Origin of the sequence: Frigidibacter sp. RF13, from assembly GCF_026626305.1 — a bacterium.
GTDB lineage: Bacteria > Pseudomonadota > Alphaproteobacteria > Rhodobacterales > Rhodobacteraceae > TMP-24.
Genome location: NZ_JAPNUE010000006.1, coordinates 54,750 through 69,821, shown reverse-complemented (window position 1 = coordinate 69,821; position 15,072 = coordinate 54,750). Strand labels below are relative to the sequence as shown.

Below are 15,072 nucleotides of genomic sequence, written 5' to 3'. Positions count from 1 at the left end.
ATCACGAAATGTCATATTATCGCACAGACGATCCTCTCGGGATGCTCTTGACTTAGGCGGCGCGGGACGACACCTCTAGCCGTCCCTGTATTGCCAGAAGGTCGAGGCTGTCATGTCCATACCCCAGTCCGGCGGCGGCCCGATCGAACGGTTCGAACAGCTGGCCGACTATATGGCCGCGGGCGAGAAGCCGCGCGAGGCTTGGCGGATCGGGACCGAGCATGAAAAATTCGGCTACCTCACCGATACGCTCCAGCCGGTGCCCTATGAGGGCCCGCGGTCAATCCGCGCGCTGCTGGAGGGGTTGCGCGACCGGTTCGGCTGGGCACCGGTCATGGAACAGGACAAGGTCATCGGCCTGACGAAGAATGGCGCCAACGTAAGCCTGGAACCCGGCGGGCAGTTCGAACTTTCCGGCGCGCCGCTGGGTTCGGTCCATGACGTGCGGGCAGAGCTTGAGGCGCATCTGGCGGAAGTGAAAACGGTTGCCGGACCGCTGGGCATCGCGCATTTCGGCGTCGGTGCGGCGCCTGTCTGGCGGCATGAAGACATGCCGATGATGCCGAAGGGTCGCTACCGGCTGATGACCGATTACATGGGCCGAGTCGGCACACATGGCACCCAGATGATGTACCGGACCTGCACAGTACAGGTGAACCTCGACTTTTCGTCCGAGGCCGACATGGTGAAGAAGCTGCGCGTGGCTCTGGCGCTGCAGCCGGTCGCGACCGCGCTTTTCGCCTCGTCCCCCTTCTTCGAAGGCATAGAGAACGGCCACCGCAGCTGGCGCTCGCGCATCTGGCGCAGCCTCGATGATTCGCGTACCGGCATGCTGCCTTTCGCCTTCGACGAAGGAATGGGATATCAGCGCTATGTCGACTGGGTGCTCGATGTGCCGATGTATTTCGTCTATCGCGACGGGCATTATGTGGATGCGCGCGGCCAGTCCTTCCGCGATTTCCTCAAGGGCGAACTGCCCGCCCTGCCCGGCGAAAAGCCCACGCTTTCAGACTGGGCCGATCATATGACCACCGTTTTCCCCGAGGCGCGGGTCAAGAAATTCATCGAGATGCGCGGCGCGGATGTGGGCGATGCCGCCCATATCGTAGCGCTGCCCGCCTTCTGGGTCGGGCTGATGTATGACCAGACCGCGCTTGATGCTGCCTGGGACCTTGTGAAGGGGCTGGACGCGGAAACGCGCGAGGAATTGCGTGTGGCGGCTTCCGTCTCGGCACTTCAGGGCGAGGCAGGCGGCGTGAAGCTCCACGATCTGGCGCGCGCGGCGGTGGGCCTGTCGCATGCGGGTCTAGCGGCGCGCGGGTTGGGCGAGGAGGTGCATCTGGCGCCGCTGATGGAAAGCCTCAGGACCGGCAAGGTGCAGGCGGACCGCTGGCTCGACCTTTACCGTGGCGACTGGCAGAGCGATCTGACACAGATCTATTCGGCTGCGGCGCTTTGAGGATGCCCGTCGCGCCGTCTACGGCGCGATCCGGTCGGGCTTAAAGCCTAGGATGAAGGCCCGCACCTTCGCCTCCGGCATTTCGCACGGTTTCAGCAGATCGCCCCCGGCAAGGTGATAGAGGTTGAGGCTAACGAAATCTGAGCCGCCCAGCTCCCGCGCATAAAACTTCAGGCTCCGGCCGCCGGAATGACGTGTCTTCTCCACCCGCCAGCGGCGCCCTTCGTAGAGCCCCTCGCTGTAGCCGTCCGGAATGCGACCGAGCGCCTCCCGGAACGGGTCGGTCACTTGCTGCCGATCCGCGGTTCGGTCCCGGCCTTGATCCGTTCGATGTTCGGCAGGTGTTTCCAGAAGACGAGCGTCGCGAGCGCGACCGTCAGCCAGATCATCTCGGAATGGCCAAGGAACCCGGCCCAGACCGCAGCGAGCGCTGCCGCGACGAGGGCCGAAAGCGAGGAGATACGGCTGAGGATCGCCGTCGCAAGCCAGGTCGCGCAAGCGGCCAGGCCCACCGGCCAGGCAAGCGCCAGAAGCGTGCCGAGGAAGGTGGCCACCCCCTTGCCGCCCCGGAACCCCAGCCACACAGGGAAGAGATGGCCAAGGAAGGACGCCCCGCCCGCGACCTGCGCCGCATCCTCCGCCGCGAGCGCCCGCGCAATCAACACCGCCGCCGCGCCCTTGCCACCGTCGAGAAGAAGTGTCGCAAGTGCCGCCGCCTTGTTCCCGGTCCTCAGCACATTGGTCGCGCCGATGTTGCCCGAACCGATCTTCCTGAGGTCGCCAAGGCCCAGCGCCTTCGTCACCAGAACCCCGAAGGGGATCGAGCCCAGCAGATAGCCGAGCGCCGCTGCAAGGATCAGAAGACCTGCGCCCGAGGTGACCAAAGGCATGTTACGCTCCCGTCCCGAAGACCTGCTTGCCGCCCACGAAAGTGGCAAGAACCTTACCTTCCATCCGTGCCCCGTCAAAGGGTGTGTTCTTCGATTTTGACCTCAGCGTGAAGCGGTCGAGAACGAAGGGCGCGTCGGGATCGAACAGCACCAGATCGGCGGGCGCGCCGACCGAAAGCCGCCCCTGCGGCAGGCCAAGGCGCTTCGCCGGATTAAGCGCCATGGCGCGGAACAGCTGCGGCAGGGTCAGCTGCCCGGCGTGATAGAGCCGCAGCGCGGCGGGCAGGAAGGTTTCGAGCGCCACGGCACCGCTTGCGGCCTCCTCATAGGGCAGGCGCTTACTCTCTTCATCCTGCGGCGTGTGCATCGAGGAGATGATGTCGATCAGCCCCGAGGCCACCGCCTCGACAATGGCCAGCCGGTCATCCTCGGACCGCAAGGGCGGCTTGACCTTGAAGAAGGTCCGATAATCGCCCACATCAAACTCGTTCAGCGTCAGATGATGGATCGAGGTCCCCGCCGTCACATCAAGCCCGTTCTTCTTGGCCCGCTCCAGCGGCGGCAGGGCACGGGCCACGGTGATCTGGTCGAAGTGATAGCGCGCGCCCGTCATCTCGATCAGCGACAGGTCGCGGTCAAGCCCCATGCGCTCGGCCATGGGCGAGACGCCGGGCAGGCCGCGCAGGCTCGCAAATTTTCCGCTGGTCGCCGCCGACCCGGCCGACAGGCCCGGGTCTTGCGGATGGCCGATGATGAGAGCGCCCAGCGATTTCGCATAGGTCATGGCGCGGCTGAGGACCTTGGTGTCGCTGACCACATGGTCGCAGTCGGTAAAGGACACGGCACCGGCGTCGAGCAGAAACCCGATCTCGGTCATCTCGCGCCCCTGCCGCCCCTTGGTAAGGGCAGCCATTTGGCGGATGCGCACCGGCGAGGCCTCCGCCGCGCGGCGGTTGACGAATTCAAGCGCCTCGGGTGTGTCGATTGCCGGATTTGTGTCGGGACGGGTGATGATGGTCGTAACGCCCCCGGCAGCGGCGGCCAGCGCAGCAGAGCGGAAGCTCTCCTTGTGCCGCTCGCCCGGTTCGCCGACCTTGACCCCGATGTCGACGATGCCAGGGGCGAGGCATTTACCGCCACAGTCGATGACCTGCGCGCCCTTGAGGCCGGGACCGTTCAAGGCGGTGATCTGGCCGTTCTCGACGGTCAGGGAACCTTCGGTCTCCGTCAGGCTCTCGGGGTCGATCAGGCGGGCGTTCTGGAGGTGGAGGGTCATGGGCTGCCGCTCTTGATGATTGACAAGACATGGTCGGCTTCCGTCTGGCCAAGCCACATCTGAACAACCGGCTTCCGCGTTTGGCGATGCAAGAAAATCAGCGGCGTCCTTGGGTGCTTCACGGCTTCCGCTTCCGCAAGACGGATGCTTTCAAGTCTTGGCTTCCGCCATGGCGCAGTGGAAAGCAGCAACGCGCGGTGCTGAGTAATGGCGTAGTAAGCTTGATGAAAAGCCATATAGAGAAGGCTTGCGATAATGAAGACGACAATCCACGGCGCGGCTTTGACGGCGAGTTGCACACGCTCAGACCCATCGTTGAAGTAGGGAAGGGCGACGAAGAGCGCCAGCACGCCCAGCGCACCGAGCGCGGTCGAACGGTTCTCTTTTCTGCCTTGCCAAACGATGCGCTCGTCAGGCTGTAGCCAGGGCCCCCAATCAACGTCGCTCACACCATCACCCCCACTGCCTTCGCGCCCCGTTCGGCGCGCAGGTTCCGCGCCAGCAGGTCCATGCAGGCCATGCGGACGGCGACACCCATCTCCACCTGCTCCTGAATGACCGACCGGTTGATGTCGTCGGCGATCTCGCCGTCGATCTCCACCCCGCGGTTCATCGGGCCGGGGTGCATTACGATGGCATCTTCCTTCGCGAACGCCAGTTTCTCGGCATCCAGCCCATAGCGGTGGTAATATTCCCGCTCCGACGGGATGAAACCGCCGTCCATCCGCTCCTTCTGAAGCCGCAGCATCATCACCACGTCGGCGTCCTTCAGCCCTTCGCGCATGTCATCGTAAAGCTCGCAGCCGAAGTCCTGAACGCCCGAGGGCATAAGGGTCGGCGGCGCGATCAGGCGCACGCGGTTTTCCATTTTGCCCAGCAGGATCAGGTTCGACCGTGCGACGCGGCTGTGGGCGATGTCGCCGCAGATCGCGACCGTCAGCCGCTGGATGCGGCCCTTGGCGCGGCGGATGGTCAGCGCGTCCAAAAGCGCCTGTGTGGGGTGTTCATGCCGCCCGTCGCCCGCGTTCAGGACGGCGCAATTCACCTTCGACGCCAACAGGTTCACCGCGCCCGAGGACGGATGGCGCACGACCAGAAGGTCCGGGTGCATCGCGTTCAGCGTCATCGCCGTGTCAATGAGCGTCTCGCCCTTCTTCACCGACGAATGCGCCACCGACATATTCATCACGTCCGCACCCAGCCGCTTGCCCGCAAGCTCGAACGAGGCCTGGGTGCGGGTCGAGTTCTCGAAGAACATGTTGATCTGGGTCAGCCCGGCCAGCGCATCGGCCTGCTTCACCGTACGCCGGTTCAGGTCGACATATTTCTCGGACAAGTCGAGGACGGTGCGAATCTCCTCCGGGGCCAGATGTTCGATGCCCAGAAGGTGACGCGCGCGGAATGTCATCGGAGGCTCCCGTCTCGTGTGGGGCGCTTATGGCAAAAGGTCGCGCGTAGGGCAACCGGGATCGGCTTTACCGCAGTGCGACGCGCGCATAGGGTGGCGCCATGCAAAGCCACGCCGCAGAGATGGATTTCCACGCCGCCCGCGCCCTTCTGGAATGGCAGATGGAGCTTGGTGTTGACGAGGCTATCGGCGAGGCGCCAGTGAACCGCTATGCGCTGGCGGTTGAGGCGCCGAAGGTGGTGCGAGATGTTCCCCCCTCCTCGGCCGCACCGACCACGGAGTTACCGGCAACAGCGGCGGAAGAGGTCGATACGGTTGCGGCGGCCAGACGGGCGGCGGATGCAAGCACGGACCTTGCGGCGCTGGCGGCGGCGCAGGCGGCCTACAACCACTGTGATTTGAAGAAGGGGGCGCGGAATTTCGTCTTTGCCGACGGCAATCCGGCTGCGCGGGTTATGGTGATCGGCGAGGCGCCGGGCCGCGACGAGGATCTGGAGGGCCGCCCGTTCGTGGGTCGCGCCGGCCAGCTTCTGGACCGGATGTTTGCGGCGATCGGCCTGTCGCGCACCGGACCGGATGCCGAGGCGAGCCTTTACATCACAAACGTGCTGCCCTGGCGCCCGCCGGGCAACCGCGACCCCGAGCCGCAGGAGATCGGGATGATGCTGCCGTTCCTGACGCGGCATGTGGAACTGGCCGACCCCGACCTGATCGTCCTGATGGGCAACACGCCCTGTGTGGCGGCGCTCGGCACGCGCGGTATCCTGCGACTGCGGGGCAAATGGACCGAGGCCTTCGGGCGGCCGACCCTGCCGATGACCCACCCGGCCTATCTGCTCCGCAATCCGGCCGCGAAGCGCGAGGCCTGGGCGGACCTCTTGGAAGTGAAGGCGAGGCTCAGGGACAAGGCATGAGTCGCATTGACGAAACCAGGGATTTCATTCCGGTCAGGATCGCGGTCCTCACGGTATCCGACACGCGCGGGCTGGCGGAAGACCGGTCGGGCGACACTTTGGTCGAGCGGCTGGCCGCTGCCGGTCATCTGCTGGCCCATCGCGCGATCCTGCCTGACGAGCGGGCCGAGATTACCGCGAAGCTTCGCGAATGGGTGGCCGATCCGGGCGTCGACGTGGTGATCTCGACCGGCGGAACTGGGCTCACCGGCCGCGACGTCACGGTCGAGGCGCATCGCGATGTCTATGAGAAAGAGATTGAGGCCTTCGGCACGGTCTTCACCATGGTCTCGATGCAGAAGATCGGCACATCGGCGGTGCAAAGCCGCGCGACCGGCGGTGTGGCGGGCGGGACCTATCTTTTTGCCTTGCCGGGCAGTCCCGGCGCCTGTCGGGACGCCTGGGACGAAATATTGAAGTGGCAGCTCGACTACCGCCACCGGCCCTGCAATTTCGTCGAGATCATGCCGCGTCTAGACGAGCACAAGCGGCGGAAATAGCGCGGCGGCGGCTCGTCGACGCACTGCGTGCACTCCTCGCGGGGCGACCGACGAGAAGCGAAGTGCACGAGGAGGTTTGGTAGGGCCTCAGCCCTTGCAGCCGTCGAACTCCACGACATCCCCGCCGCTGAATACGGTCAGCCGCACCGCAGACCGGCTGAGCGCGAAGGGCTTCGCATTCGCGGGCACAAGGTCTGAGACCTGAACCATCCCCTGCCCGCCCACCCTGGTCTCGACCGGCGCGACCCAGACGGCGCGATCGTCAAGCTCCACCACCGCAAAGCTGTCCTGCGCCGGAGCCGGGAAGGGAATGTCGGCTGTCAGCCGCATCCCGTCGCGGATCGGCTCGGCCGTACAGCGCGCCGCCGCAAGGCCCCGCCGCGCTGCATCCTCCGGCATCTGCGCAAGTGCTGCGCGGATCGCCGGGTCGGGCGCAGAGGTGCCGGACAGGTCGGCGCTGACCGAGAAGCTCACCGGTACGCAGATCTCGTCGCATACGCCGAGATTGACGCTTGCAGAAAGTGTGACCGGCTGGCCGGGCGCCGCTGCGATGATCTCGACCGGAAGGACGAGCTCATCAGGGTACACGAGCGTCCGGTAGCCGGAGATTTCGTAGACCTGCGGTCTTGGCCAGTGCAGGCGCACCGATCCGACATTCTGCGAAGCAGACCAGTCGAATTCCGGCGGAATGCCCGCCTCGCCGGGGCTGCGCCAATAGGTCTTCCAGCCCGGCGCGAAGGTCAGGTGTAGCGCCGCCATACGGGTGCCGTCCTCGGTCTGCCAGCCGGGCAGGATCTCGGCGCGGATCAGATCGTCCGGCAGGTTCTGCGCAGCCGAAGGGCCGCCGGAAAGGGCGGCGGCGATGAAGAGAACGACAGAATGCATCTTCCGAATTTCCATATGCCCTAGATAGGCAGAACCATGCCCAAGGGAAATCACTTCCACGTCAAGGCCATGTCATCGGCCCGGACGCCCGGCTTGCATTCGTGCCGGGAGAGCGCGATCATCGGGCCGAGGAGAGCAGGCATGGACCTCACAGGCAAACTCTTGATCGCGATGCCGGGCATGGGCGATCCGCGCTTTGAACATAGCGTGGTCTTCCTCTGCGTCCACACGCACGAGGCGGCGATGGGTCTGATCGTGAACAAGCCGGCGCGGGACCTGCGCTTCGATGCGCTTCTCAACCAGCTCGGCATTCCGCGCAGCGACAGGTCGCGCGACATCCGCGTTCATTTTGGCGGACCGGTCGAACATGCGCGCGGCTTCGTGCTGCATTCGGGCGATTACGAGGGTGAGGGCTCGACGCTGCGCGTGGACGGAAGATTCGGCATGACCGCGACGCTCGATATCCTTCAGGCGCTCGCCGAAGGCGATGGGCCGGAAAGGTCGATGCTGGCGCTTGGCTATGCAGGCTGGGGGCCGGGCCAGCTTGAAGGCGAGATACGCGACAATGGCTGGCTGACCTGCGACGCCGAAGAGGAGTTGATCTTCGGCCTGCCGGATGCGCGAAAATGGACATCCGCGCTCAGGTCGATCGGCGTCGATCCTCTTTCGCTCTCTTCGACGGCGGGCAATGCGTGAAGGGCGAAGGACGGGCCGCTCATCGGGCCTGCCAGCCCACTTCGCTCCGTTCCGGCACAGTCACCCCCCCAGCGAAGAGGGCCGCAAGGTCCGATGTGCGGCCCGGGACATTTGGCTTCAACGCGGGGCAGCGGCGCGGCGGAGGCGATCGTTGATCGCGCGGCCGAGGCCCTTCTCAGGGATGGGCGCAACGGCGATCCGTCCCCCAGATCCGGCGCAGCGGTCCGCCTCGCGCAGGTAGTGAAAGAGGTTCGCGGCCGCCTCGACCAGATCGCCGGAGGGCGAGAGGTTGAGGCCTTCGGTCCCGGTCCGTGATCCGAAGCCGATCCAGACATCGTCCGGCCGCGGAGCGGTCACCTCCAGCATGACCGCGGCGCTGGGCGCATAGTGGCTCGACAGTTGGCCGGGGGCGTTGGGGCGCAGGGGTGCGGGATCGGGCGCCGCAAGCCGCACGCCGAGACACTCCTCGATCGCCTCGACCGGGATGCCGCCGGGGCGAAGGAGCGTGGGGCGCGGTTCAAGGCCGATGATGGTGGACTCCACCCCAACCGGGCAGGCGCCGCCGTCAAGTACCGCCGCGATGCGCCCCGCTAAGCCGTCCAGTACATGCTCGGCCCGTGTCGGGCTGATGCGACCGGAAGGATTGGCCGAGGGCGCCGCCACCGGGCCGCCGAACGAATGTAACAGTGCCACCGCCACCGGATGGGCGGGCATGCGGATCGCGACGCTCGGAAGGCCCGCGGAAACGAGGGGCGAGAGACCGCTGTCGTCCCGCATCGGCAGGACGAGCGTCAGGGCGCCGGGCCAGAAAGCCGCAGCCAGCCGCAGCGCCGGATCGGAAAAGACCGCGAGACGCGCGGCGGCGGCCATGTCGGGCACATGGACGATAAGCGGATTGAAGGCGGGCCGCCCCTTGGCCGCGAATATCGAGGCCACCGCCCGGTCGTCGCGCGCATCGCCGCCAAGGCCATAGACCGTCTCGGTCGGGAAAGCGACGAGGCGCCCCTCCGCCAGATGGCGGGCGGCGTGGCCGAGGCCTTCGGCAGTTGGGGGAAGAAGCTCGGTCAAGAGGATCCGTGACGCTGCGTTGCGGGTTGCGGGCGCCTGACCCAGCGGCAATGATGGGTGAAACGGGCGCCATTTGGTGATGCTGCGCCCTGATTTACGCGCTATGCCGCCGGTTGCCAAGGCGAGGGGAACAGATGTCCTACAGATCCGCGGTGAACGAGGTCACCTTCATCCTCGACCATATCGTCCCTCTCGCGGAAATCGGCGCCACCGAAAGGTTCGCGGATGCGACCCCCGAAACCGCGCAGGCGATCCTGACCGAGGCGGCGCGGATGTGCGACGAGGTGATCGCGCCCCTGAACCGCAACGGCGATCTGACGCCCGCACGGCTGGAAAACGGCATCGTGCGTTCCTCGCCCGGTTTTGCCGAGGCGCTGGGTCAATGGGGGGCGGGTGGCTGGATCGGCCTCTCCGCCGGGCCGGAGCATGGCGGCATGGGCCTGCCGCAACTTCTGAACATGGCGGTGCAGGACATGATGTCGGGCGCCTGCCTCGCCCTGCAGCTCAATCCGCTTCTGACCCAGGGCCAGATCGAGGCGCTTGAGGCGCATGCGAGTGACGATCTGAAGGCGCTTTACCTGCCGAAGCTCATCTCGGGTGAATGGTCGGGGACGATGAACCTGACCGAGCCGCAGGCAGGGTCGGACGTCGGCGCGCTGCGCACGAAGGCGGAGCCATTGGGCGACGGCACCTATGCGATCACCGGCCAGAAGATCTTCATCACCTGGGGCGACAGTGACGCATTCGAGAATGTGAGCCACGCGGTTCTCGCCCGCCTGCCCGACGGCGCGAGCGGCACCAAGGGCATTTCGCTCTTCCTCGTGCCGAAATATCTGCCGGACGCGAACGGCAGGCCCGGACAGCCGAACAACCTGAAGGTCGTGAGCCTTGAACACAAGCTTGGCATTCATGGCTCGCCCACCTGCGTGATGGCCTATGAAGGCGCGACGGGCTGGATGGTCGGCGAGCCGCACAAGGGCATGGCCGCGATGTTCACCATGATGAACAACGCCCGCCTTGCCGTGGGCGTGCAGGGCGTGGGCATGGCCGAGGCCGCTTATCAGAAGGCGCTGGCCTATGCGCGAGAGCGCCAGCAGATGGGGCCGATCATCGATCATGCCGACGTGCGGCGGATGTTGGCGACGATGAAGGCCGAGATTTTCGCAGCACGTGCCATCGCGTTGGCCTGCGCGGGCGCGCTCGACATGGCCAAGGCCACCGCTGCTGCCGATTGGGCGGCGCGGGGGGCGCTTCTGACCCCGATCGCTAAAGGGTTCGGCACCGATGTGGGCTGCCGCGTCGCCGACATGGGCGTGCAGATCCACGGCGGCATGGGGTTCATCGAGGAAACCGGCGCGGCGCAATATCTGCGCGATGTGCGGATCACGCCGATATATGAAGGCACGAACGGCATCCAGGCGATGGACCTCGTCGGCCGCAAGATGATGGATCAGGGCGAGGCGGCCTTCCGCCTGCTCGACGAGATCGACGCGGGCGCCGAGGCGTCGCGGGCTGCGCTGCCTGCGCTGTCGAAAGAGGTCTGGTCAGCTGCCCAAAACCTGCGCGAGGCGACCGAGACGCTCCTTGGCCAACAGATGCAGGACCGGTTCGCGGGGGCTGTTCCCTATGCCCGCGCCTTCGGCCGGGTGCTTGGCGCGCATTTCCATCTGAAGGCGGCGCGGGTCGCGGGCCCCTCTTCGGCACGCGCGCGGCTTGCCGCCGTCTACATGACGCGCCTTTTGCCCGATCACGCCTCGGCTCTGGCCGAGGCGCGCGCGGGGGCGGATGGGCTTTACGCCCTGTCGCCCGACGATCTGGAAGCGTGATGGACCAGCCCGCGCCAGCGTCGGGCCTGAGCCAGCCATTCGCGGAGGCGCCCGCGCCCGGTGAGGGCATCGAAGTGGCGCCGGGCATCCTGTGGCTGCGCCTGCCGCTGCCGATGGCGCTTGACCATGTGAATGTCTACGCGCTTGAGGATGGCGACGGCTGGACGCTGATCGACACCGGACTAAAGAGCCGCAAGACCAAGGCGATCTGGGAAGACATCTTCGCCGGACCCTTGGGCGGGCGCCCGGTCCGCCGGGTGGTGGTGACGCATCATCACCCCGACCATATCGGCCTTGCCGGCTGGTTTCAGGCACGTGGTGCCGAGCTGGTCACAACCCGCACCGCCTGGCTTTTCGCCCGTATGCTGACGCTTGACGAACAGGCTCTGCCCCTGCCCGAATCGATCGCCTTCTGGCGGGCGGCGGGGATGGACGAGGCGCTTCTTGACCGCCGGGCGGGCGAGCGGCCTTTCAATTTCGCCGATGTGGTGGAGCCCATGCCCTTGGGCTTCACGAGGATCGCGGAAGGCGGCCACATCTCGATGGGCAGGCGCGACTGGCGGGTCAGGATCGGCAACGGCCATGCGCCGGAACAGGCGACCTTCTGGTCGGTGGATGGCGAGATCGTGATCGGCGGCGACCAGCTTCTGCCCGGCATCTCGCCCAACCTCGGCGTCTATGCGACTGAACCGCTGGCCGATCCGGTCGCCGACTGGCTGGACAGCTGCCGCGCCTTCCAGACCCATGCGACCGACCGCCAGCTGGTGCTGCCCGGCCACAAGCTGCCGTTCCGCGGCCTGCCTTTCCGCCTGAACCAGATGATCGACAACCACGAAGGCGCGCTTGCGCGGCTTCTTGCCCATATCGACCGACCGCGCACGGCGATCGAATGTTTCGCGCCGCTTTACAAGCGCGAGATCGGCGAGGGCGAATATGGGCTGGCGCTGGTCGAGGCGGTTGCGCATCTCAATCATCTGTGGAAGGCAGGGCGGGTGATAAAAGTGCGCGATGAGGGAGGCGTCGACCGATGGCAGGCCGCAAGGAACCCCGCGATCTGAGGCCCCGTGACATGGCCGACACGATCATGACTTCGGCCGAGGCGATGGAGGCGGCCGCCCTGCCCCGCGCCCGCGTGGCACCTGCGTGCGACGACCTGCCGCCGACGGCCGAGATGCTGCCCCTGCCCGCCGGAATCGCCGCCGAGCCGGTCGAGGACAAGAGCCCCGCCCAATGGGCCTATGAGCGGCTGATCCTGTACATCAAGAATTTCGAGGAGCGGCTGGACGATGCCCATGAGGTGGCCATGGGGTTCGCGGGCAGCGAAACGGGCGTGATGCGGATCGAGGGAATCGGCTATTTCGCCCCCGATATCGTCACCTTCTATGGCCGCGACGAAGAGGGCAACCGCACCCAGCTGATCCAGCATGTGACCCAGCTGAACGTGATGCTGCGCGCGATGACGCGGGCGCCCGAGATCGAGGAACCGCGCCGCATCGGCTTCCGCCTCGCCGCCGAACTCGGGCCGAAGAAGAAGACCGGAAAGGCCAAGAAAACCAAAGGGGCGTGAGCCCGCGCGACCGACTCGTCACAGGCCCCATCACAGGCCCCGTGACAGGCCCCGTGACAGGCCCCGTGACAGGGCGGACGGAATAGGCTAAATCCACCGCGACCAACCGAAGGGACAAGGATCATGGCAGAGCACAAGCCCGGCAGCATGAACATCAAGGCGCAGGAACAGACCTTTGCAGGGTTCGTGACCTTCACCAAATGGGCGGTGATCGTTATTATCGGCATCCTGATTTTTATGGCGCTGGTAAACGCCTGACATCTAGCTGGTTTGGTATGATCCGATGCGCCGACTACTTCTTGTTCTGATTCTGCCGCTGTTCCTTGCCAACTGCGCGGAACCCGTCTGGGCACCCGACGAGGCGGTCGCGCGGGCACGCTATGTCTCGTCCGAGCCGCCGTCGATCTCGCTGATCACCGTGGTACGCACGCTTGGCGGCGAAGGGGCGCATTCCGGCCTTCTGATCAATGGCAGCCAGCGGGTGATCTTCGACCCCGCAGGCACCTGGACCAATCCGGCCGCGCCCGAGCGCAATGACCTGCACTACGGCATCACGCCGCGGATGGAACAGTATTACATCGATTACCACGCGCGCGAAACCTACTATGTGGTCAAGCAGACGGTTCTGGTCAGCCCCGAGGTCGCCGAGTTGGCGCTCCAGCGCGCGGAAGCCAACGGCGCGGTCGGCAAGGCCCTGTGCGGCACGTCGATCAGCGCGATCCTGCGCGACCTGCCGGGCTTCGACGCTGTGCGGCGCAGTTATTTCCCGGGCAAGATCATGAAAAGCTTCGCCGAAATACCGGGTGTTCAGACGCAGAAATACACAGACGACAGTCCCGACGACAACAAACCGCTTCTGGTCGAACAACTGGTCGCAACCCAATAAGAAACGCGGCCCCATAAGCGTAAAGGGTCGGTTCACATGCGCATCTTCGGCCTCATTCTCGCTGGCGGCGCCGGACAGCGGATGGGCGGCGCCGACAAGGCGCTTCTGCCCTTCGGCGCCGGTTCACTTCTGTCAAGCGCGATCGAAAGGTTTGAGCCTCAGGTCGAAATGCTCGCGCTCTCGGCCAATGGCGATCCCGCGAGGTTCGGCGCATTTGACCTGCCGGTCCTGCCCGATAAGGACGGCGGCGGCGCGGGGCCGATGGCGGGGCTGCTGGCGGGCCTCGACTGGGCGGGGGCCACAGGCGCGACGCATCTGGCGACCATGGCGGTCGATACACCCTTCATTCCCGGCGATCTGGTTGCGCGACTGATGCTAGCGGGCGACGGCGGCCCCGCCATTGCTGAAAGCGCAGACCGCGCCCATCCGACGGCCGGCCTGTGGCCCGTGGCGCTGCGCGCGCCGCTTGAAGCGGCGCTTGCCCGCGCGGAACGGCGGCTGGGGCAGTGGGCAGACCAAGTCGGCGCTGCGCGCGCGACCTTTCCTGCGACCGAACCCGATCCGTTCATGAATGTGAACACGCAAGAGGAACTGGCCACCGCCGCCCGTTACCTCGACTAGACTGCCTCAGTCGAAGGTGCCCGTGACCCGACCGAGCAGCATGAAGGCCCGCGCGGTGCGGGTGTCGGACAGCGCGATCAGCTCCTGATCCGAGGCATTCTTCTCGAAATCCGCGATCGTCTTGTCGAACTGCCTTAGGAAGTGGTGGGCCGTGTCGCGGAAGACCGTGTCCTGCCGCATCCGCCCGGCGGTGAGCGCGAGGCTTGAGCGGTCGCGCACCCCGCCCAGCGCGGCGATGGTCTTGCCGCGTTCCCCCTGCGCGAAGCGTCGCCACAGGTCGGGCTTGGCGCGGTCGGCCTTGATATCGTCCATATAGATCCCGTCCTGGCCGAGAAGCGTCAGGATATCCTGCGCGGCGCGGATCAGTTTGGCGAGGTTGCGGTCCTCTAGCGCGCGGCGCAAGGCCCGGATCCCCTCGCGGTCGTCCTGGCTTTCGGGGAAGTTCAGCGCGCGGACGAAATCCTGCACCGACACCGGCGCGGGATTTTCCTCGCCGGGCGTGCCGAGCGCGAGCGCGGGCTGTTCCTCGTCAGGTCGGGCGGGACGCGCGGGAACCAGCGCCGCCTTGCGGTCGGCGGAGGGCTCGGTCGCCTCGGCGTCGCGCCGCGAGGTGAAAGTGGCGAGCGCGGTCTCGGCCATCCGTGCCGCCTGCGCGATCTCCTCCAGCCGCTTCTCGACCGAGGGGCGCGGCGCCATCGATTGCTGGACGAGCGTGGTGCGCAGGATGTCGAGCGTCGCCTGTAGGCGCTGCGTCTCGGTCCTGAGCGTGCTGGTCGCGCGCGCCGTCGCGGCGGCCATCCAGATCAGCGCGACGGGCAGGACGATGGCCAGAAGCACCATCAGCGTGCTGAAGCGTCCCGCCGCATCCGTACCGCCGGAAAAGAGGAAGAACAGCCCCACAAGCGCGAGCCACACCAGCGTGACTGCCCCCGCGATCAGGTCGGCGGGCGCGATCCGGCGCTCCGCCGGCGGCGGCTGCAAACGCCCGAGGTCCAGCCCCTGCGGGCCGGTGCGATCATTGGACTGATCGGACATCA

General features: G+C 66.2%; 18 protein-coding genes. 10 read left to right on the top strand and 8 right to left on the bottom strand.

Annotated features, from left to right (window positions below; genetic code table 11):
- Window positions 1-112 precede the first annotated feature (112 nt).
- Window positions 113-1,459, top strand: a complete 1,347-nt coding sequence (locus OU426_RS12755) for a glutamate--cysteine ligase (protein ID WP_267634407.1) — start codon at window positions 113-115, stop codon at window positions 1,457-1,459.
- Between the two features lie 18 nt (window positions 1,460-1,477).
- Here the strand turns inward: OU426_RS12755 and OU426_RS12750 are convergent, their stop codons facing one another.
- Genes OU426_RS12750 through OU426_RS12730 form a run of 5 tightly spaced genes read right to left on the bottom strand, consistent with a single transcriptional unit; the run spans window position 1,478 to window position 5,033 of the window.
- A complete protein-coding gene (locus OU426_RS12750) occupies window positions 1,478-1,747 on the bottom strand; it encodes a hypothetical protein (protein ID WP_267634406.1) in 270 nt (89 codons plus the stop codon).
- Window positions 1,744-2,349, bottom strand: a complete 606-nt coding sequence (gene plsY, locus OU426_RS12745) for a glycerol-3-phosphate 1-O-acyltransferase PlsY (RefSeq protein WP_267634405.1) — start codon at window positions 2,347-2,349, stop codon at window positions 1,744-1,746. The genes OU426_RS12750 and plsY overlap by 4 nt, the downstream gene beginning before the upstream one ends.
- A 1-nt stretch (window position 2,350) precedes the next feature.
- Window positions 2,351-3,625 (bottom strand): dihydroorotase, encoded by a 1,275-nt coding sequence (gene pyrC / locus OU426_RS12740; protein ID WP_267634404.1) that lies wholly within the window; start codon window positions 3,623-3,625, stop codon window positions 2,351-2,353.
- On the bottom strand, window positions 3,622-4,074 hold the full coding sequence (locus tag OU426_RS12735; protein ID WP_267634403.1) for a hypothetical protein: 453 nt from the start codon (window positions 4,072-4,074) through the stop codon (window positions 3,622-3,624). Before OU426_RS12735 ends, pyrC begins: the two co-directional genes overlap by 4 nt.
- Entirely contained in the window at window positions 4,071-5,033 is a 963-nt protein-coding gene (locus OU426_RS12730; protein WP_267634402.1) for an aspartate carbamoyltransferase catalytic subunit, read from the bottom strand. The genes OU426_RS12735 and OU426_RS12730 overlap by 4 nt, the downstream gene beginning before the upstream one ends.
- Before the next feature lie 101 nt (window positions 5,034-5,134).
- Between OU426_RS12730 and OU426_RS12725 the strand changes: the two genes are divergently transcribed.
- Complete coding sequence (locus tag OU426_RS12725; RefSeq protein WP_267634401.1) at window positions 5,135-5,947, top strand: uracil-DNA glycosylase; 813 nt, start codon at window positions 5,135-5,137, stop codon at window positions 5,945-5,947.
- On the top strand, window positions 5,944-6,486 hold the full coding sequence (gene moaB, locus OU426_RS12720; protein ID WP_267634400.1) for a molybdenum cofactor biosynthesis protein B: 543 nt from the start codon (window positions 5,944-5,946) through the stop codon (window positions 6,484-6,486). Before OU426_RS12725 ends, moaB begins: the two co-directional genes overlap by 4 nt.
- A gap of 87 nt (window positions 6,487-6,573) precedes the next feature.
- On the opposite strand, the gene OU426_RS12715 is transcribed toward moaB, so the two are convergent.
- On the bottom strand, window positions 6,574-7,371 hold the full coding sequence (locus OU426_RS12715; protein WP_267634399.1) for a protein-disulfide reductase DsbD domain-containing protein: 798 nt from the start codon (window positions 7,369-7,371) through the stop codon (window positions 6,574-6,576).
- 141 nt (window positions 7,372-7,512) lie between these two features.
- Here OU426_RS12715 and OU426_RS12710 point away from each other — a divergent pair, with 141 nt between their 5' ends.
- Window positions 7,513-8,067 carry a YqgE/AlgH family protein gene (locus OU426_RS12710; protein WP_267634398.1) on the top strand — a complete coding sequence of 185 codons (555 nt, stop codon included), beginning with the start codon at window positions 7,513-7,515 and terminating at the stop codon, window positions 8,065-8,067.
- 117 nt (window positions 8,068-8,184) lie between these two features.
- Here the strand turns inward: OU426_RS12710 and OU426_RS12705 are convergent, their stop codons facing one another.
- Window positions 8,185-9,141, bottom strand: coding sequence for an L-threonylcarbamoyladenylate synthase (locus OU426_RS12705; protein ID WP_267634538.1), 957 nt, complete (start codon window positions 9,139-9,141; stop codon window positions 8,185-8,187).
- A gap of 128 nt (window positions 9,142-9,269) precedes the next feature.
- On the opposite strand from OU426_RS12705, the gene OU426_RS12700 reads away from it, so the two are divergent.
- The 6 genes from OU426_RS12700 to mobA all read left to right on the top strand — a co-directional run bounded on the left by OU426_RS12700 (window position 9,270) and on the right by mobA (window position 14,035).
- The gene (locus OU426_RS12700; protein ID WP_267634397.1) at window positions 9,270-10,961 is read left to right on the top strand and encodes an acyl-CoA dehydrogenase family protein; all 1,692 of its coding nucleotides are present in this window, start codon (window positions 9,270-9,272) and stop codon (window positions 10,959-10,961) included.
- Window positions 10,961-12,019, top strand: a complete 1,059-nt coding sequence (locus OU426_RS12695) for an MBL fold metallo-hydrolase (RefSeq protein ID WP_267634396.1) — start codon at window positions 10,961-10,963, stop codon at window positions 12,017-12,019. The genes OU426_RS12700 and OU426_RS12695 overlap by 1 nt, the downstream gene beginning before the upstream one ends.
- A complete protein-coding gene (locus OU426_RS12690; protein ID WP_420712598.1) occupies window positions 11,989-12,528 on the top strand; it encodes a DUF6173 family protein in 540 nt (179 codons plus the stop codon). The genes OU426_RS12695 and OU426_RS12690 overlap by 31 nt, the downstream gene beginning before the upstream one ends.
- 123 nt (window positions 12,529-12,651) lie before the next feature.
- On the top strand, window positions 12,652-12,786 hold the full coding sequence (locus OU426_RS12685; RefSeq protein ID WP_267634395.1) for an aa3-type cytochrome c oxidase subunit IV: 135 nt from the start codon (window positions 12,652-12,654) through the stop codon (window positions 12,784-12,786).
- 25 nt (window positions 12,787-12,811) lie between these two features.
- Window positions 12,812-13,414: a hypothetical protein gene (locus OU426_RS12680; protein ID WP_267634394.1), complete on the top strand. Its 603-nt coding sequence runs from the start codon at window positions 12,812-12,814 to the stop codon at window positions 13,412-13,414.
- 36 nt (window positions 13,415-13,450) lie between these two features.
- Window positions 13,451-14,035, top strand: coding sequence for a molybdenum cofactor guanylyltransferase MobA (gene mobA / locus OU426_RS12675; RefSeq protein ID WP_267634393.1), 585 nt, complete (start codon window positions 13,451-13,453; stop codon window positions 14,033-14,035).
- Between the two features lie 6 nt (window positions 14,036-14,041).
- On the opposite strand, the gene OU426_RS12670 is transcribed toward mobA, so the two are convergent.
- Window positions 14,042-15,070, bottom strand: coding sequence for a hypothetical protein (locus tag OU426_RS12670; RefSeq protein ID WP_267634392.1), 1,029 nt, complete (start codon window positions 15,068-15,070; stop codon window positions 14,042-14,044).
- Window positions 15,071-15,072 lie beyond the last annotated feature (2 nt).